20 protein-coding genes are annotated in these 16,159 nt (G+C 60.9%); 2 read left to right on the forward strand and 18 right to left on the reverse strand.

Going from position 1 to position 16,159, the window contains the following annotated elements; all coding sequences use genetic code 11:
- Window positions 1–7 precede the first annotated feature (7 nt).
- The 17 genes from ACQZ6J_RS11530 to ACQZ6J_RS11610 all read right to left on the reverse strand — a co-directional run bounded on the left by ACQZ6J_RS11530 (window position 8) and on the right by ACQZ6J_RS11610 (window position 14,371).
- Window positions 8–322, reverse strand: coding sequence for a hypothetical protein (locus tag ACQZ6J_RS11530; protein ID WP_449084108.1), 315 nt, complete (start codon window positions 320–322; stop codon window positions 8–10).
- Between the two features lie 58 nt (window positions 323–380).
- Window positions 381–1,580, reverse strand: coding sequence for a phage major capsid protein (locus ACQZ6J_RS11535; RefSeq protein WP_449084109.1), 1,200 nt, complete (start codon window positions 1,578–1,580; stop codon window positions 381–383).
- Window positions 1,581–1,604: 24 nt separating this feature from the next.
- The gene (locus tag ACQZ6J_RS11540; RefSeq protein WP_449084110.1) at window positions 1,605–2,474 is read right to left on the reverse strand and encodes a head maturation protease, ClpP-related; all 870 of its coding nucleotides are present in this window, start codon (window positions 2,472–2,474) and stop codon (window positions 1,605–1,607) included.
- A complete protein-coding gene (locus ACQZ6J_RS11545; RefSeq protein ID WP_449084111.1) occupies window positions 2,471–3,697 on the reverse strand; it encodes a phage portal protein in 1,227 nt (408 codons plus the stop codon). Before ACQZ6J_RS11545 ends, ACQZ6J_RS11540 begins: the two co-directional genes overlap by 4 nt.
- Window positions 3,697–5,454 carry a terminase large subunit gene (locus ACQZ6J_RS11550; protein WP_449084112.1) on the reverse strand — a complete coding sequence of 586 codons (1,758 nt, stop codon included), beginning with the start codon at window positions 5,452–5,454 and terminating at the stop codon, window positions 3,697–3,699. The genes ACQZ6J_RS11545 and ACQZ6J_RS11550 overlap by 1 nt, the downstream gene beginning before the upstream one ends.
- A gap of 3 nt (window positions 5,455–5,457) precedes the next feature.
- Window positions 5,458–6,075 carry a phage terminase small subunit P27 family gene (locus ACQZ6J_RS11555; RefSeq protein WP_449084113.1) on the reverse strand — a complete coding sequence of 206 codons (618 nt, stop codon included), beginning with the start codon at window positions 6,073–6,075 and terminating at the stop codon, window positions 5,458–5,460.
- A gap of 113 nt (window positions 6,076–6,188) precedes the next feature.
- The gene (locus tag ACQZ6J_RS11560) at window positions 6,189–6,581 is read right to left on the reverse strand and encodes an HNH endonuclease signature motif containing protein (RefSeq protein ID WP_449084114.1); all 393 of its coding nucleotides are present in this window, start codon (window positions 6,579–6,581) and stop codon (window positions 6,189–6,191) included.
- Window positions 6,581–6,793, reverse strand: coding sequence for a hypothetical protein (locus tag ACQZ6J_RS11565; protein ID WP_449084115.1), 213 nt, complete (start codon window positions 6,791–6,793; stop codon window positions 6,581–6,583). Before ACQZ6J_RS11565 ends, ACQZ6J_RS11560 begins: the two co-directional genes overlap by 1 nt.
- Window positions 6,794–7,065: 272 nt before the next feature.
- On the reverse strand, window positions 7,066–7,755 hold the full coding sequence (gene nusG, locus ACQZ6J_RS11570) for a transcription termination/antitermination protein NusG (protein WP_449084116.1): 690 nt from the start codon (window positions 7,753–7,755) through the stop codon (window positions 7,066–7,068).
- Window positions 7,739–8,794 (reverse strand): helix-turn-helix domain-containing protein, encoded by a 1,056-nt coding sequence (locus ACQZ6J_RS11575; protein WP_449084117.1) that lies wholly within the window; start codon window positions 8,792–8,794, stop codon window positions 7,739–7,741. Before ACQZ6J_RS11575 ends, nusG begins: the two co-directional genes overlap by 17 nt.
- A gap of 140 nt (window positions 8,795–8,934) precedes the next feature.
- Window positions 8,935–10,956, reverse strand: coding sequence for a DNA cytosine methyltransferase (locus ACQZ6J_RS11580; RefSeq protein WP_449084118.1), 2,022 nt, complete (start codon window positions 10,954–10,956; stop codon window positions 8,935–8,937).
- Window positions 10,957–11,169: 213 nt separating this feature from the next.
- On the reverse strand, window positions 11,170–11,469 hold the full coding sequence (locus tag ACQZ6J_RS11585) for a hypothetical protein (RefSeq protein WP_449084119.1): 300 nt from the start codon (window positions 11,467–11,469) through the stop codon (window positions 11,170–11,172).
- Window positions 11,466–11,864 carry a hypothetical protein gene (locus ACQZ6J_RS11590; protein ID WP_449084120.1) on the reverse strand — a complete coding sequence of 133 codons (399 nt, stop codon included), beginning with the start codon at window positions 11,862–11,864 and terminating at the stop codon, window positions 11,466–11,468. Before ACQZ6J_RS11590 ends, ACQZ6J_RS11585 begins: the two co-directional genes overlap by 4 nt.
- The gene (locus ACQZ6J_RS11595; RefSeq protein WP_449084121.1) at window positions 11,861–13,432 is read right to left on the reverse strand and encodes an MT-A70 family methyltransferase; all 1,572 of its coding nucleotides are present in this window, start codon (window positions 13,430–13,432) and stop codon (window positions 11,861–11,863) included. Before ACQZ6J_RS11595 ends, ACQZ6J_RS11590 begins: the two co-directional genes overlap by 4 nt.
- A complete protein-coding gene (locus ACQZ6J_RS11600; protein ID WP_449084122.1) occupies window positions 13,429–13,623 on the reverse strand; it encodes a hypothetical protein in 195 nt (64 codons plus the stop codon). Before ACQZ6J_RS11600 ends, ACQZ6J_RS11595 begins: the two co-directional genes overlap by 4 nt.
- Entirely contained in the window at window positions 13,623–13,898 is a 276-nt protein-coding gene (locus tag ACQZ6J_RS11605; protein ID WP_449084123.1) for a hypothetical protein, read from the reverse strand. Before ACQZ6J_RS11605 ends, ACQZ6J_RS11600 begins: the two co-directional genes overlap by 1 nt.
- Window positions 13,895–14,371, reverse strand: a complete 477-nt coding sequence (locus ACQZ6J_RS11610) for a hypothetical protein (RefSeq protein WP_449084124.1) — start codon at window positions 14,369–14,371, stop codon at window positions 13,895–13,897. Before ACQZ6J_RS11610 ends, ACQZ6J_RS11605 begins: the two co-directional genes overlap by 4 nt.
- A 220-nt stretch (window positions 14,372–14,591) precedes the next feature.
- Here ACQZ6J_RS11610 and ACQZ6J_RS11615 point away from each other — a divergent pair, with 220 nt between their 5' ends.
- Window positions 14,592–14,822, forward strand: a complete 231-nt coding sequence (locus ACQZ6J_RS11615) for a hypothetical protein (RefSeq protein WP_449084125.1) — start codon at window positions 14,592–14,594, stop codon at window positions 14,820–14,822.
- Here the strand turns inward: ACQZ6J_RS11615 and ACQZ6J_RS11620 are convergent.
- A complete protein-coding gene (locus ACQZ6J_RS11620) occupies window positions 14,794–15,012 on the reverse strand; it encodes a hypothetical protein (protein WP_449084126.1) in 219 nt (72 codons plus the stop codon). The genes ACQZ6J_RS11615 and ACQZ6J_RS11620 overlap by 29 nt on opposite strands.
- A gap of 487 nt (window positions 15,013–15,499) precedes the next feature.
- Between ACQZ6J_RS11620 and ACQZ6J_RS11625 the strand changes: the two genes are divergently transcribed.
- A complete protein-coding gene (locus tag ACQZ6J_RS11625; RefSeq protein ID WP_449084127.1) occupies window positions 15,500–16,144 on the forward strand; it encodes a LexA family protein in 645 nt (214 codons plus the stop codon).
- Window positions 16,145–16,159 lie beyond the last annotated feature (15 nt).

Raw genomic sequence — 16,159 nt, forward strand, 5'->3', positions numbered from 1 at the left:
GGTTTGGCTACTTGGTCTTTTCGGGCTTGCCCGGTTTCTCGCCTTCGGCAGGCCCCTTTTCGCTGGACTTTGAATCGTCGTCGGATTTGCCTTCGTCCGTGGCGTCCGTGGCGTCCGTGGCGTCCGTGGCGTCCGTGGCGTCCGTGGCGTCCGTGGCGTCCGTGGCGTCCGTGGCGTCCGTGGCGTCCGGCATCTCGTCAGCCAGGACAACAGCCAGACCTTTTTGAGTGAGCTGACGCGCGAGCGTGCCTGTCACGTCGAGTTCTTCGCCACGGCGATAGTTGCGATCATGGAGAAAGTTTTTGAGGGTACGGATGCGCATGGTGTTCTCCCAAAGCCAGCCGCAGCACTCGGCGCGGCTGGCTGGCTTGAGGTTGTGGTCAGTAGCTGAAAGGCCCGGTCACAAAGGCTTCCGGACGCTTGAGCGCGAGAGCAAGACGCTCTTCGCAACGAACGGTGACCATGTTCTTTTCGAAGTCATCGTTGTTTTCAGTGGAGATGACCACGTTGGCATCTTCACGGTCGAAGAGCTGCGCACCGGCCTGGAAGGCGCCGGTCAGGAATTCACCCTGGAATTCCGGAACGTCGGTCGCGACAACCGGCAGTCCCCAAAGCGTCGGCGAAGCAAGGCGCAGCGGATTGGCAAGGATGTACTGACCGTTTGCATCCTTCGTCAGCTCGATCTTGGCCCAGTCGATGAAGTGAAGGACGAAGCCGGACGCCGGCAGGCGAGCAAGCTGTGTCTGCAGCATGGCAAGACGCAGATCGTCGATGGGCGTCTGCATGTCGACCGTAAAGGCCGGTGCGTAGGCCTGCGCCTGCGGCACGATGCCCTCAAGATGGACACCGACGCCGGAGCCGAACAGCAATTCGCGCTCTTCCGCATACTTCAGGCCATAACGCAGCTCGGCGTCGACGGTCGAGGCCAGCTGCGCGAAGTCGTCGAGGATCTGCTTGGAGGCCTTGAACAGGTGCGCGATCGTGGCGACTGGCGTGATCTTCGTGTCGAAGCTGATCGACGATTCCGGCTTCTTCGTATTTTCGGCGACCGCAGCGGCGTTATTGACGAAACCGGTCTGCTGAACCCAGAAGATTGCGGGCGACGTTGTCGTGCCTGGCGAAATCAGGTCACGGATGAACAGGCGCTGTTTCGGCATGACGTCAATACCGGGCAGGCGCTGCGGCTCGACAACACCAGGGGCGATATCGGGGCTGGTCGTCGCGTTCTTGACCGGAACGCTGATGCGCTGGCCAGCCTGCACGCTCTTGGCGAAATCCTTCAGCTTGGCGTCGGCGACAAGCTGCTGACCGACCGAGCGCGCTGCAGTCTCGTCGCCGCCGCTGCGGCGAACAGACTTCTGCTCGACCTCGCCAAGGCGCGCTTTCAGCTCTTCGACGGTACCATTCAGGCCCGTCTGCTTGACGGCCAGTTCGTCGACAATCGCCTTTGTCTCGTCGGACAGCTTGCCGGCGTTGCGGACTTCGCGCATGGCCTCTTCGGCCTTTTTGGTGAATTCGTCGCTGACGCGCACGAGTTCGCTCGAAACCTGCTTGAGCAGGTCCTTCGTATCGTCTGCCATTTTAGGCTCCTGATTTTGAGAGGGTTAGGCTCTTGCGAGCTTCAGCCGCGCCAGGGCGAGGCCAAGGTATGCACTGCCGTCGTCGGCAGCATCGTCGCCAGCGCCCGGCTTGGCGTCTTCCGAAGCAGCGCCCGGCATGCCTTCGGAAAGTTCCTTGAGCAGCCGCCGACGTTCCGAGCGCGGAACGGGACGGCCAGAGGTCAATGCGGCTTCCAGTCGATACAGAGCCGGCGCGGCATTTTGCGCGCCAGATGCTTCGCTGGTCTGGAATTCGGTCGCCACGTCTGCAAAACCCTTGTCGACGACCGCTTGCCCTGCCATCCAGGTTTCCGCGTCGAGCATCCCTGCTACCGCGTCGGCGTCGACGCCGGTCCGCTCCGCGAACATATCCGCGACCGCCGCATCAAATACGGCCATGATGTCGTGCGTTTCCTGCATGACGTGACGGTCGCCGGCCGCGATCCACTGGGTATTGTGAATCATCATGAAGCCAAGCTTGGCAATCTGGATCTCGTCACCAGCCATGGCGATGACAGAGGCCGCAGACGCGGCAATACCAAGAATCTGCACGGTCACTTTCGCGGGATGGGCGCGCAGCATGTTGTAAATCGTGACGCCTTCGAAGAAGTCGCCGCCGGGAGAGTTGATCTGCACGGTGACGGGCTTCGGGCCGATATTGCGCAAGGTGGCGCCGACAGCCTTTGCCGTCACGCCGCCATCCGACCACCAATCGCAACCGATGACATCGAGAATGCTGATTGTCTCAGATCCGTCAGCCGCCGCCGCTGTGGGCGCTTCGATCCTGGTCCATGATTTTACGGCGCGATCAGACAGGACGAAAGAGCAATTCGATTTGGCGGGGCTTTCCAGCGCCGGAAGATGTCTCAATGTCATTCGTTTGCTCCAATCGGTGGGCCGCCGTTGTGGCCTGTGGCGTCGGAAATCGGCTGATTCTGGGTCTGGATGCGCGGGATGTCGCCGCCAGGAACGGGAGGAAGTCCCTCAATCTTGCGGACCTCGTTGATGGTCATCACGCCGGCATCGAGCAGAATCTTGTAGAAGGTAGCGCGGGCCGCGCTGTCGCCACGCAGCAAATCCTCGTAATTGATCTTGATCGAGTAGCGCAGGCGATCGACCGGCGTCAGCAGGCGCTTTTCAATGGCCTGCTCGATACGCTTGATGTACGAGCGCAAGCCGAACGTCAGCCAGGCCTGCATGATCGAGGCAACGCCGGTTCCCCACATCGTCTGGCCATCAGAAGAATGTCCGATGATGATCGGCGGGACACCAAGCCAGCGGCAGACCTCTTCGACATTGAACCGCCGATTGAGGATCATCTCAGCATCGCGCATCGACAAACTGACGGTTTTGAAGTCGACGCCGCCCTCTAGAATCCCGGCCCAAGGCGCATTCGAGCCTGAGTTGGCATCAACGAGGGACTTTTTCGCATCTTTCCGCTGCTCGTCATTTAGGGGCTTGGCCCCAGCTGGCATTATGAAGAAGCCCTTGGACCGCAGGCCCTTCGAATATGCGTGTCCCGCAGCCTTTTCCGTCGCCGTGGTGAGGCTGAGCGTCTGCCGCGCATATGCCACAGGCGACAAGCCTACATCCCCATCGCCAAAGGCCCTGACGTGAAAGACCTTCTCTTCCGGCAGGACAACGTCTTTGCCGCGATCGGAAAAACGGTATTGCAGCGCTCCATCACTGTTTCGCGACACGTCGGTGTCAGCGGGCATGCGATTTAGCGCCGTTAGCTTGCTGCCAAGAAAGGCCTTTTCGGCGAAAGCATTTCCTGACGTGCACAGGCCAAGCACGCGGCCTTCCCAAAACTCGATCGCGGTCTGATCGGCGTTGGGACTGCTATCAATAATAGGCTGCAGCCAATGGTCTGGCGCTCTGACCTTCACGCCATCGGCGCCCTTTTCCATCACATCAAAGGAAAGGCTGGCAACGGTTTGCGCCGTAATTCTTGAGGCAGCCCAAAAAGCTGACAGGTTCAAAGCGCCTTCAGTGCTGACGCGCTCGCCGGCCCAAGTCTCAGATCCACCCATAAGTGTATAGAGATCTGGATCTCTGGCTGTCAGCCCCTTACGCTTCCATCGATCCCAGAATACCATTATGCCGTCACCGCGTTCTTGAGGAAGTCGCCAATATCCGCGCCGTCGTCGGAATCGGCCATGGAAAGACCAACCGCCATGACAGCAGCAACAATGCCGTCGATCTTTTCGGCCGATTTCTTCTTCGTCGGCGCGTAGTTGAGGTTATCGTCGAACTTGACGGCGACATTGCCCGCCATCCACCGCAAGACAGGGTGGCCGCCGTGGTCGAGCTTTCCAGCCATCACAAGACGCTCGAAAAACTTCGTCGGTTCGCCGAGCGTCGGAATGCCCTGCCGCATCTTGAGGAAGCGCTCTTCGTCGACGCCACCTTTCACCATATCGGTGTAAAGCTTGACGGCATTCCAAGGGTCGTAGCCCATCAGCTCGACATCATATCGCTCAAGATCATCTTCCAGCTGATGCTGAACAAAGCTCTGGTCGACATAGTCGCCAGGCGTGGTCTCGATCGCGCCCATTTTCACCCACTGGTCGTAGGAGATGCGGTCGCGCTTGGTGCGCAGCGGCGCGATTGCTTCCGGCACCCAGAATTTCGCCGAGAGAATCCACTTATCGGTCGGCTTTTCTGGCGGAAACGCGAGAATGCGCGCCGTGATATCCTGATTTGCCGACACGTCGAAGGCGCTCAGGCACTTCCGGCCCTCAAGCCCTTCGCCGTCGCGCCATTTCGTCCACATCGTGGCATCAGCTGCGCAGGCATCCCACTTCTTGAGGTTCAGCCACCGGACAACCGCGTCAATCCACTGATTGGCGTGGTAGCAGCGGAAATGCGCTTCGGCGCGCGGATTGTCCTTGGCGAGAGATGCCTCGCGCCGAAGGAACTGGAGGGTCGGCGAAATCCCGAGTGAGGGGTTTGCCTTCGGCCAGTTCGCCTCAGTTTCCCAATCGTCATCCTCCGCAAGGGCAAAGATGACGACAAGGGTCGTCGGATCGTCGGTGCGTCCTTCGAGGATCGACTGGCTTTCCTCCCAGAGCGCATAGCCCGTCTTGTTCGACTTCACACCCGCCGTCGATGCATACAGCTCGATCGGCTCAAGCCGCGCGCCCGTGCCCTGTCGCAGGAAATTCGCCAGGTCAGGCGTTTCCCACTCATGCATCTCGTCGCCTGTGATGACAGTCGGCGATTGACCGTGCTTGCCTTCCGCCTTTCCCGACAGCAGCTCGAAGAGCGCTCGAATCTTCGGCAGATAGATCGACTTCTTGAACATCTGCGCATCGACGAGCGATGGCGACATGCTGATCATGGCCTTCATCTTGTTGAAGATGATGCGGGCCTGCTTTTCGGTGCGGGCAAACACGAATCCCTGACCGCCGACAACACCGTCAAGGATGAAGAAGAGCAGCGACAGGGCGGCCAGGAACTCCGATTTCCCGTTTTTTCTGGGGACCCAGAGCATGAGGCGGCGGAAGATCCGCACATGCACGATGATCGGTTCATCGGTCTGCTCGTCGATAATCTCGTTCGGCGCCTTCCAGCCGACCAGCAGACGGACGATGATTTCCTGCCAAAGTCCGAGCCTGAATGGCTTGCCGGCGAAACGATCCTCCGTGAGACGGAAGATCGTCGGAAACAGCTTTACCGCAGCGTCAGCCTTGGCGTAATCGAACCAGGCGCCGACAACCGTGCAGCAACGCCGCCAGGCGATGCGCGCCCATTCCCAGCCGCGATTGTCGGCCGCATCCCTGATCCATTCCGGTTCCGGCCAGATCTGCGCGCCGGCAGATGCCTCGATTGCGGCCGTCGATACGCCGTCCATCGGTCAATTCGGGCGGTTCGGCGGCGCGGAATCGAAGGATTTGAGGATGCCCATGATGTCCTGCTGCTGCGCTGCCGGCTCTGCTGCCGGCGATTTTTCACCGGTCGGTGCTGACTGGTCGCCCCAAAGCGGCAAGTTGCCGAGACCGTGGGCCGCCGCCTGGTCACGCATGATCTTGTAGCGAGCGTCCGGACGCATGCCGAAGGTCGCCTCAAGGTCACGCAGCATTTTTTCGATGTCCTGGCAGGCTTGCCATGCCGGATGCCGCTTTTTGGTGGCGTTTCCGTTCGTGTCGATGGCGTCGAACCACGTCCCTTCCTTCTGGACGGTGATGTCCGCCGCGATCCACTCGACGATGTAACGGCAATAGCGCGCGAGCGGAGTTGCATCGAGATCGTTCAGAAGGTTCAGGCGCTCAAGCTTCGGCGCGAGGTCATTCCAGATCTCGGTCGCCTTGCGGCTGCGCTTCAGCCACTTCGGCGGCCGGATCTTGCCGACGACGACGGGCGCGACTGCCTTCGGCTCGCGAGCCTTCTGCGCTTCCTGCAAAGTCATGCGCTTTCCCGGCGCACCTTTCGCAGCCTGTTGCTCTGCCGTATCGGGCTTGCGACCGCGTGCCATCGTTCGCCCTCCTATCTTGGCGAGAGAAAAAAATATTTCGGTAATTTCGCGGCGACGTGCGCGTGCACACCCACCGGTCTAGCCCCTCAGGGTGCTGGACTTTTGACCCCCCCCTACCTGTCGGGGCCGGCGGCTCGCTCTTCGGCCTGCTTCACGACGTCGTGGTGGTCAGGGCATAGGGGCTGCCAGTTCGACCAATCCCAGAAGAGGCGTTCGTCGCCGTGGTGGCGCTTGATGTGGTCGACGACCAGATGCATGCGCCGTGGGTTTGTCTGTAGCTCGCCGTGCATCGTCAGGTGGCCGGCATTGAGCAGACCAGCCTGCTCGCATCGTCTGCAGAACTGGTTCTCAGGCTGAGCAAGGAAGGCCGCGCGCTCGCGCTGCCAACGGCCTGTCTTATACCACTGACGACCAGGCCGCTGATCGCGCTCGCGATCATACTCGCGCTCGCGCTGCTCAGCCGAAGCCGCGCCACGAAGGCGGAACGACTTCGGCTTAGAGGCCATTATTCGGCAGTATCCGTTGCAGTCTGCTCGATCTCGTCAGGCTGCACCTCGTGGATGGCGAGATCCATCGACGACGTGCAGTAGAATTCGCGCGTCTCGCCAGCAGCCACACGGCCGCCATAAGATTGTACCTTCTCGCCGGTCTTCGGGTCGCGACCTTCTACGTCAACCGGCCAACCATGATTAGCCTTCACAACAACAGTCGTCGTCATGGCACTCTCCAGATATCTAGATGTTTGGTGAACAGGGCATAGTTGCCCATAACCATTATACGAAAAAGGCGACCCATCGGCCGCCTATCTGTAAGTCATAGCTTGCGCACTGGCCTTGAATCGGTGTCTCCGTCCGAGACGTTCAAGGCGGGGTCTGCCCGGCTACCGACCTGAGAGTTTCCTCTCTTTGCCTCGCGTCCTGCCGAGACATTCAGGGCTATCGCCCAAGGGTGCACTGAGATCGCAGATCATCCCGTTGACGTGATTTGTACTCACAGCTTTTCGAGATTCGCAAGAGGGATATTGAGCTGCCCTGCACGGCCCATGAGCTTATATTCGACGTTGCACCGCCTATCCTTACCTTTCAGCATCTTCACCACTCGCGCCTCAAATCCGGTGAATGGGCCCAGCTTGATAAGCACCCTATCGCCTGCCTTTATGCTCGCGTTCTTGGCTTCTTGTTCCATACGTTGGCGTTCACGCTCTTCCTCTTTCTCCTGCATGACCACGTTGAATTGGCTGATCGATTCATCTGACACTCGATAGGGTCGCATCCATCCGCCGACGATATCGGTGACGTGCTGAATACCTAGGAGGCCGCGAAATGCCTCATTGGAAGGAACGCAGCGAACAAGCACAAAGCCGGGTAGCCAGAGTTTACCAGGCAGTGTCCATTCCCTCTTACGGCGCACGACTTTGCGCTCCGGTTCACGGAGCACCAGGCATTCTACCCGCTCATCAGTCAGGGCTTTTTCCACAGATGATTCCCTACTGGTAAGCACATGCAGGCAGTACCATCCCGCCAGATCCGGGTTCTCATCCGCCACGCGTTTACTCGCTGCGACGATCTCGCGAATGCGCATGCGATACAGGCTGATCGCCGTGTCCTGCTTGTCATCGGCAAACTTTCGGATCTCGATCGGCTTTCCGGAAATGCCATCCCGCTTATGCTGCATCGTCATTGCCCGCCTCGCTGATCGTGGAAAGGAAAGTTGCCAATGCATCCTCGACGGCCTGGTTCAGGTCGTCGGCGTTTTCGTCGACGGGCGGGAACCAGACATACTCGTTGGGATGTTCGATGAAGGGCCATCCGTGGCGTTCGTGCAGGTCGGCCCATGCCGCGAACAAGGCGCTATCGCTCTTCACCTGACGGAAGCCCGCGACCGCTGGGAGCAGCGCCAACGACGTGACGAACGGCTCCTTGCGGCGTGCCAGATCGCGCATGACGGTTACAAGCGGCCAGCCATGCTCAAGTCGTTTGCTGCGCAGCAGCGCTTCCCTTGTCTTCGTGCCGGCAGCAATCTGATCCTCGTCGAACGTGGTGAAGACGAAGCGCCCGGTCGGCTCCTTCGACAGCGCCACAAGACGCGTACCTATCCAGAGCTTGCCGCAGACCTTGGCGATGCCCCTGGTTGGAGCCGCCGTCGCTTCCTCCGGCATCTCGCGCCACATCCGGTTCTTGAGGTAGACAGCCGCCGCCCTGACGTCTTCAGGCTTGGCCCATCGCAGATAGGCCGGCGTCCGCTCGATGCATTCTGCCCGCTCCTCGTCGCTCAGCGCGAACCAGGCGTTGCGGGCATAATCGATGTCGCCTCGTTTCCAAGTGGCGTACCAGAGCGTGAATTCCGTTTCGATCCTTTTCCGATCAGACCGTTTCAAACCCTCTTCCGCGCCAGCGCTCGCTTGGTAGGAGTCAGTATTTGCTAGTTCTAAGTTATTACTAGGTGCCGATTTTACCGGCGACGGCGAAACCGGCGACGGCATTGCCGTCGCCGGCAAATCCGTCTGCGGTAAAAATGCAACACTTTCGCCAACGGCGGTGTCTTCTGGGGCGCTTTCCGAAAGCGGCTCGTCGAAAATGACCAGAACTGACGACCCGAATTTGCCATCTTCGCGCACCTGTTCGCGCTCCGCATAGCCGAACTCGACAAGCTCGGCGATCATCTTCCGTGCCTTGTCACGCCCGCAATTTCCCTTTTTGATGATATCGCCGATGACCACGGTCCAGTTATCCGGCTTGGACAGCAGGTAGCTCAGCAGCCAACGCGCCTCCATGGAAAGCCGGCTGTCCTCAAAGACATGGTTTGGAATGGCCGCATAGCGTGCATTGCGCACGCCGCGCCGAATGGTCGCCTCGCTGCTCATGCCGCCAGCCTCTCGACGCGGCAATGGTCCGCATTGGCGGCGGCGAGCGCGGCCGCCACGACGGGCGACACGGAGTTGCCGACGCAGCTGACCTGCACCGATTTTGGAAACGCATGCCAGACAGGCTCGTCGCCTGCCTCCGGTGCGATCCAGACGCCGTCGATGATGTACAGCGGCGGAAAGCCCTGCGCGTTGTACAGCTCGCGCGGCGTCAGCATGCGCATGCCGATATCGACAATGACGAAAGTCTCGCCATCGATGACGATCGTCACGAACTCCCGTTCGTCCCAGAAGCCATGAGACCGCAGGAAATCAGCAACCTGCCGTGCCCGCGCCACCTGGGCCTCTGTGAACGGCGGCGCACTGATTGAGGTCTCGACGTGGCCGTGGCGATCTTTGGTCGTGATCGTGCGGCAGGGACGATCTTCCTCGCCACCATCGCCGGTCCCGTAGTAGGCCTGAAGATATGGGGCAACCAGCAGCGATTTGCCTCCGCCATCGGCGGTGGTCGTGGCGAGCGGCTTTTCCGCCTCGTGCCCCGTCGATGTTCCGAACTGACGCGAGATGAAGGCGGAAACGACACCCTGTTGTGCGCCGCTGGCCGTTACGGTCGATACAGGCTCGTCTACGGGTCTACCCGGATTAACGCCTCCGATGCGCCGACTGTCGTTGTTATGCTGCGCGAGGAAGGCGGTGGAAACGCAGACATCGGCCTTCGCCGTGATCGTGGCTGTCGGCTCATCGCCACCTCGCGGCCTACTCTGCCCAGCGCGGCCGCCACAACCAACCAAAGTCGGCGCGACCACGGTCAGGCCCGCGCCTCCTGCGGTGATCGTGTGGGTCGGCTCGTCAGCCGCGTTGAACGGCTTTCCGGAATTACGCATCGTCATCAGATGCGGGGCTACGATGCCAAGCGGCGCGCAGCCACCAGGCCGCTTGATGTAGCCGTTCGCGGTAATGGTCGATAAAGGCTCGCGCAGATCCTGACCGGTCGCGCCTGTATTGAAGCGGATCACCGATGGCGACACGACAGCCTTCTCACCGCGATGCGCCCCGGTGATCGTGTTGGACGGCTGTGCCAGATCCTCGCAGCGCCCGCCGTGCGTGAGATTGACGATGAACGGCCGCTCCGCATCGAGAACATAGCGCTTCATCCCGCGCGCCACGCGGGCCATGGTATTGTCCGCAAGCGGCCGCACGGCCTTGAGGCCGTGCTGCTCCATGATCTCGCTGCTCGAGTCGAAAATCGACGGGCAAGGCAGCGACCAGTCGATGATCTCCGCCGCCGTGCGCCACGGCAGTTTCCGGCCGGCGACAACATCGCGATCGTCGGGCGCAGCGTGCGTCGGCTTCGGCCAGACGACGGGTCGGCCATCGAACCGGATGATGACGAACAGGCGCTTGCGGATCGTCGGAGCGCCATAATCGCAGGCGCGCAGCTCGCGATGTTCTATGTGGCCGCCACGCCTGCGGATCGCCTTGCACCACTTCCGGAATGTCTCGCCCCTGCGCTCCGGATCCGGCATCAGGCCGCGATCGGTCTGCACGAGCGGGCCATAATCCTTGAACTCCTCGACGTTCTCCATGATGATCACGTCGACCTTGCCGCCGCTCTTCTGGATGCGCTCGACCCATGCAGGGATGACCCAGCACAGATCGCGGATATTGCGCTCGACAGGCTTGCCGCCCTTGGCTTTCGAGAAGTGTTTGCAATCCGGACTGAACCACGCCAGCCCGATATGCCGGCCACTGAGATAGTCGAGCGGATCGACCTTGTAGACGTTCTCCGACAGATGAAGCGTATCGGGGTGATTGGCGGCATGCAGCGCCAGCGCATCGGCATTGTGGTTGATGGCGATATCGGGAGACCGTCCCAAGGCCATCTCGATACCGGTCGATGCGCCGCCGCCGCCGGCGAAACTGTCGATGATCATCGGGGGAAAGCGCCCGCTGTCGCCCTGCATGGCGGCAAAGATCTGCGAAGTGGTCGTTTCCCCGAAAAGTGTCCCCGCGTACATTCAGACCTCCGCTTTAGTGGAGATGGCTTTGCAGCGCGCAGGCCTCGCGTAGTGCTCGCAAGGCGGCGATACGAAGAGCAGACGCAGCGCGTGCAGGTCGCTAAGCGCTCGGATCACATCGGTCGCGGCCGGGATGCCTACCCCCTGCGCTGCGTCGGGATGGTTGGCCGCATGGAGTGCAATGGCCGTGTTTTCGTGATTTATGATGTACATTCATGCCCCCATGTTGCGCGGCGGCAGGCCGCAAGCGATTCTGTCCATGCGACCGCGCGCGACGACGATCCCGAGAAGATCGGCGGGACCGCCGTCGTCGCGGCGCGAGTTGCGAAGGAAGGAAAGTTCGGCGTCGAGATAGCTGACGCCGGTATGGAAGTGCGCGAGCTGCAGGCAGCGGCGGATCTGACTTTCATCGCGCAGCAGCTGCGCCAACGACGTGCGGAGCAGCCAGCGCGCCCGCTGCCGGTCGGTCTCGGCGTCTTCAAGTTGTTCGATATCCAGAAGGAAGGCGGTCATTCTGCCACCTCCTGATCGTCGTCCGGATACCTGAACTTCATCCAATATTGGACTTCCGCAAGCAGGCAGCATGGGTCTTGCGGGTCGTATCCGTCCCCGCATATGTCTGTGCCGGGCGGCCAATAGACGATGGCGTTGCGCGGCAGATGATTGACGAAAACGAGGTTATGTTTCCGACAATAGCTGGAATGCCAATGCGCCGGATACATGGGACCGCCGCCCAATGTCGGCTCGCTTTTCCCAACGCGGATGAAGTGTTCGGCAGGATATCTATGGTACTTCACCAAGATATCCCGCGCGCGCTTTGTCCACTGAACGTATTGCCGCGAGCTATTGAACTGCTGCGGCAGTTGCAGATCCGGAATGACGCGATCAAGGTCGAACCACCTTTTCACGAGTCACCTCCTTCCGGCGAACCCGCCTGGTTGCCCCAGAATTCCCACTTGCCGTTGAGCCGGATATCTCCCGGCTGCAGGCTCTCCTTGCGCTGGAAAAGCTCCAGCTTGCGCATGTCGGGGTAAAGCCGCTCGATCTCTTCGGCGAACCAGACGGGCTTGCGGCTATGCTCGGTCTTGACCTCGCTGTAGAGGCTTTCCGGCTTGGCCGTGTAGAGGTCGATGCCTGGGAAATTGCCGCGCTTGCAGATCAGCAGATGTTCGGTGCGGTCGCGCACCCAGCGGCCCATGCCGATATTCACCTTGTCCCATGTGATCATGCTGACGTAAGCGAAACCCCACGCCTTTATGATGCGCAGCGCGTCGTCGAGCCGGTTCGTCGTCGTCCAGAAATAGAGGATGGCGTCCTGCGTGAAGGGGCTTCGGTCGCCAGCGCAAAGCGCCATCAACTCGTCGACCGTCATCGAAGGGTAGGGCAGGCCCTTGTCCTGCCCGGTCTCGTCGCTCCATGCCTCCTGCTGCCACGGGACGTCGCAATACCCCACAGCGAAGGCGGCCCGCGGCATCTCGCCCGCCACCCGCTTGCCCTGCTCGGCGATGTGGTTGATGACGGCCGTGCGGATCATGCGGGAATGCTGCAGCCGCTTCGTGCGGTTTTCCTTGGCGTCCGCCGCCTTCCGCTTCTCTTCCGCGAGCGCGGCCTCGACGTAGAGAACCTGCTTGTCCTGCGGAACCTGTTTCAGGCGGTCGAGAAACGAGCCGTTATCGAGACGCGAGCCGCGAAGGCGATGCAGCGCCATGTCGAGGATTTTTTCGCCGCGCGATGCGTCACGGCGAACAGTGCGGGCGTCAACCCCTGTGGCTGCCGCCGTGGCCTGATCGAAAGACGGCGTCACCTCACGGACAACTTGTCCGTCAGGTTGGTGACGACGACGCTCCCCGTTGCCTTGTGCGGCCCCCTTCGCCGTCTCCGGATGCTTTTCGAGATAGATTTCCTTGCGCCGCGCGATGAACAGCGCCCGATCCGCCGCCGTCAGCTCGGCGCGGCAAAGATTCTCGTCGATCTCCCACAGCTCGCGGTCGAGATCGTCGAAGGCTTCGTGGAAGCACAGCACCTTGCCCCAGCCGAGCTGCCGCGCCGTTTCCAGCCTGTGCAGTCCCGCCGAGAGATTGACGCGCTCGTCGCCTTCCTGTCCCTGCACCGTAATCGGCGTCTTCTGGCCGATTTCAAGGAAGGAAGGCTTGAGTGCGTCGACCTTCGCCTGATCGGCGAGGCGCAATCGCGTGCCGATGTCGATGCTGGCGATGTCGCGCCAGACCGCCATGCGACCGTCGCCCGGCATAGCGTCGGCCGCGACGGGCGGTGCTGCCGGCGCATGCTTTTTCTTGGCGATCTCGGTCGGATACCAGAGGTCCGCGTCCTTGCTGTCGCGGCGTAACATGCCCTTGACGTTGAGCTTGATGCAGGTCCGGCGCTGATTGTGATCCTCGCTGCGCACATGGCCCGACCGGATTGCAGTGTCCATGACGGCGGCGGCGCGCTCGCGTGCGGTGACGGCCGTGTTCATCGCGCCGCCCTCCGCTCGTAGCGGATAATCCCGCGCAGGATCGTGTCCGGCTTTCTGCCGTTCCGGATGCGCGCGGCGATCTCCTTCGGGTCATAGACGAAGGCCGCCCCGGCGATGGCTTGCCGGAGCGGCTTGGGAAGCGTGTCGAAGACCCGCATGGCCTCGACCGGTGACGGCCTGGTGCGATCCATCACTCGCACCTCATCAGCCGGTCGAGGAATTCCCGGCCCTTGCGGACCAGCCACACACACTCGTCGTCGCGAATGTCGCGGCGCACATGGCCGGCAAGCACGGCGCGGCCGACAGCCTCACGGTCGGCGTTCAGACGCATGCGGTAGGGCTGCGGCGAGCCGGCCACACGGCGCAGGAAGGCGATGCCGCGCGGCCCCATGGCCGCGCCGTTCGCCACGGTCTGGTAATTCGGCGCCGGCACCTTGCCGGCATAGGGGACGCGGCGCGCGCTCATGGCACGATCTCCATATCGTCGAGTTTGCGGGTGATGATCGAGGCGGCGCGGATCAGCTCGTGCAGCTTGAGGCGCAGCTGCTTGCGCTCAAGGGCGTCTATGCGCCCATCGGCGAAGGCCTGCCGCACCATGCGCCAGAGGGCGGTGGCCTCATCCATGATCAGAAGCGCGTCGGATTCCGAAAGCGGCTCGTCGACCACGATGCGCTGAAGCAGCGGCTCAAGCCGATAGCCCAGCAGTTCCGCCATCCGGGCGGTGACGACCGGCCTCTTGGCGGCGCGATCCAGATCGAGCGCGATATCGACGGGGATGAACTTCCTTTCGTTCTCCACATCGGTCGATGCGTATTTCGACAGCTGCGAGGTGACGACGCGCGTCACGTACTGAAACACGGTGACGCCGCCGGCCAGTTCATAGGCAACGTCAAGAACGCGCTTGAGCGACGAATATTCGATCTCGGAAAAACGACGCACGAAGACACCCCCGATCGTGGTCAAGGAAACAAAAAGCTGAAAGGATTCCATGTGCGGCGCGGCGATGCGCCTTAGTCATGCGGTCAGGACATCACGGAGGCCCGCATGCGTATTTCAGCCGATAACATCCAGCAGCACGACGCCGCCGACGCCGCGCTGCTGGACTTCCCGCCACGATCGTGCTCGGTTTGCGTTGCTCAACGACAAAGGAGTCACAACCATGACGGACGACGAAGACACCGTTTTGGGCAGATTGGATTACCTCTCCGCTCAAGTGGCTATTTACAGACACATGTTGGCGGCGCTGCTGAAGGACTCGCCTCGCGCAACGGAGGTCGAGCAGGACGCGCGCGCCCTCGTCGGACAATGGGAAAAAGATCTCCCGAGCGAATCCGTCCTCGTGATGGCCGGCAAAGAGGCTCTTACCTTCTTTTTTCTGCCGGATTCCTAGCGATATCACGCATCCGATGCCGCAAGGCATGGTTTGAAAACTCCGTAATGCGACCGTCGACGAATGAGCGCAGCTTGCCCTCGTCGTCGATATGCAGCCCGACGTTGACGGGCGCAGAGCGGCGGGAAACGCGCGCAGCGAAGTTGAGCGCGATGCGGTCAAGCAGCCTGTCGAGCAGCTTCGAAAACATGTCGTCATCCTTCCATGAGGGAAAAGACCGCCAGAGCGCGGGGACGTGCTCTGGCGGGAGTTGGAGCTGCGATGAAGGAAACGGCTCGGAGGGAACTGACCGCACCGGGAAAAGGCTAAAACCGGCGCGGCTGGCCGGTGGCCCACAATGCGGCCAAAGCCACCGGATGGAAGGAGGGGCGTCATTCGGCGGCCTCTCTGGCGTCGGCTGCCAGTTCCGCTAAGCGCTCCAGCGTCACGCTGCAAATTTCTCGCTCAGCACCGGCCTCAACCATGCGTTTCCAGTAGCCAGCAGGGATTGATCCGCGACGGCGCATGGCCTTCGCGGTTTCATAGGGCACCCCTAGGTCATCGGCGAACGCAGATAATGAGGGCCATAGGTCGATAAGCAGAGCGTGAAACATGCGCTATAGGTGCATTACACACCTACGCATGTCAAGTGACGATGGATGTGATTTGCACCTCAAACCGTAGGTACAATTTGCACCATGACCGACAGAATAGAACAATTTGAAAAGGAAGAGCGCGCCAAGCGGCTTACTGAAGCGCGCATTCAGGCTGGATATGGCGGCTATCGCAAGCTCGCAAGCCGGTTTGGTTGGAACGAAAACACCTATAAGGGCCATGAGCTGCGGGGAAGCTTCGGCATCGCCGATGCGCGAAAATATGCCAAGGCGTTCAAAGTCTCCCTAAACTGGCTGTTCATGGGTGCAGGGGAGCCGGGCGATCTTGACGAGGAGCCGATAAAGGCAACCGACGTTCCGCTTATATCGTGGATCAGCGCAGGCGCTCTAAGCGAGCATGAAGGCATTACCGACCTGGCGGATTTCCCGACGATCCCGGCTCTGAACCTGCCGGACGGCGATTGGATCGCATTGCGAGTCGAGGGAGACTCCATGAACAAGATCTCACCTCCCGGCTCCGTCGTTTTTGTTGACCGCAGTGATCGCCGATTGGCTCCAAATGCTTGCTACATTGTCGCAGACGAGGCCGGAAAGGCTACGTACAAGCGTTATCGACCAAACGACAACCCGCCTTTTCAGCCGGCCTCTTACAAGGAAATCGAGCCGCCGGATTTTCAGGGAGCGGTGACGGTTATAGGTCGCGTCAAGAGGTCCGTTATCGAAATGTAGCGATCAAGAAGGAGC

The sequence above is a fragment of the Rhizobium sp. A37_96 genome, from assembly GCF_053521765.1.

Bases quoted from the DNA above. Each gene is read 5' to 3' on its own strand.
- ACQZ6J_RS11550 (WP_449084112.1), bottom strand. From the start codon at position 5,454: ATGGACGGCGTATCGACGGCCGCAATCGAGGCATCTGCCGGCGCGCAG.
- ACQZ6J_RS11540 (WP_449084110.1), bottom strand. From the start codon at position 2,474: ATGACATTGAGACATCTTCCGGCGCTGGAAAGCCCCGCCAAATCGAAT.
- ACQZ6J_RS11625 (WP_449084127.1), top strand. From the start codon at position 15,500: ATGACCGACAGAATAGAACAATTTGAAAAGGAAGAGCGCGCCAAGCGG.
- ACQZ6J_RS11530 (WP_449084108.1), bottom strand. From the start codon at position 322: ATGCGCATCCGTACCCTCAAAAACTTTCTCCATGATCGCAACTATCGC.
- ACQZ6J_RS11580 (WP_449084118.1), bottom strand. From the start codon at position 10,956: ATGTACGCGGGGACACTTTTCGGGGAAACGACCACTTCGCAGATCTTT.
- ACQZ6J_RS11600 (WP_449084122.1), bottom strand. From the start codon at position 13,623: ATGGATCGCACCAGGCCGTCACCGGTCGAGGCCATGCGGGTCTTCGAC.
- ACQZ6J_RS11620 (WP_449084126.1), bottom strand. From the start codon at position 15,012: ATGTTTTCGAAGCTGCTCGACAGGCTGCTTGACCGCATCGCGCTCAAC.
- ACQZ6J_RS11560 (WP_449084114.1), bottom strand. From the start codon at position 6,581: ATGGCCTCTAAGCCGAAGTCGTTCCGCCTTCGTGGCGCGGCTTCGGCT.
- ACQZ6J_RS11555 (WP_449084113.1), bottom strand. From the start codon at position 6,075: ATGGCACGCGGTCGCAAGCCCGATACGGCAGAGCAACAGGCTGCGAAA.
- ACQZ6J_RS11535 (WP_449084109.1), bottom strand. From the start codon at position 1,580: ATGGCAGACGATACGAAGGACCTGCTCAAGCAGGTTTCGAGCGAACTC.
- nusG (WP_449084116.1), bottom strand. From the start codon at position 7,755: ATGACGATGCAGCATAAGCGGGATGGCATTTCCGGAAAGCCGATCGAG.
- ACQZ6J_RS11595 (WP_449084121.1), bottom strand. From the start codon at position 13,432: ATGAACACGGCCGTCACCGCACGCGAGCGCGCCGCCGCCGTCATGGAC.
- ACQZ6J_RS11605 (WP_449084123.1), bottom strand. From the start codon at position 13,898: ATGAGCGCGCGCCGCGTCCCCTATGCCGGCAAGGTGCCGGCGCCGAAT.
- ACQZ6J_RS11545 (WP_449084111.1), bottom strand. From the start codon at position 3,697: ATGGTATTCTGGGATCGATGGAAGCGTAAGGGGCTGACAGCCAGAGAT.
- ACQZ6J_RS11565 (WP_449084115.1), bottom strand. From the start codon at position 6,793: ATGACGACGACTGTTGTTGTGAAGGCTAATCATGGTTGGCCGGTTGAC.
- ACQZ6J_RS11615 (WP_449084125.1), top strand. From the start codon at position 14,592: ATGACGGACGACGAAGACACCGTTTTGGGCAGATTGGATTACCTCTCC.
- ACQZ6J_RS11585 (WP_449084119.1), bottom strand. From the start codon at position 11,469: ATGACCGCCTTCCTTCTGGATATCGAACAACTTGAAGACGCCGAGACC.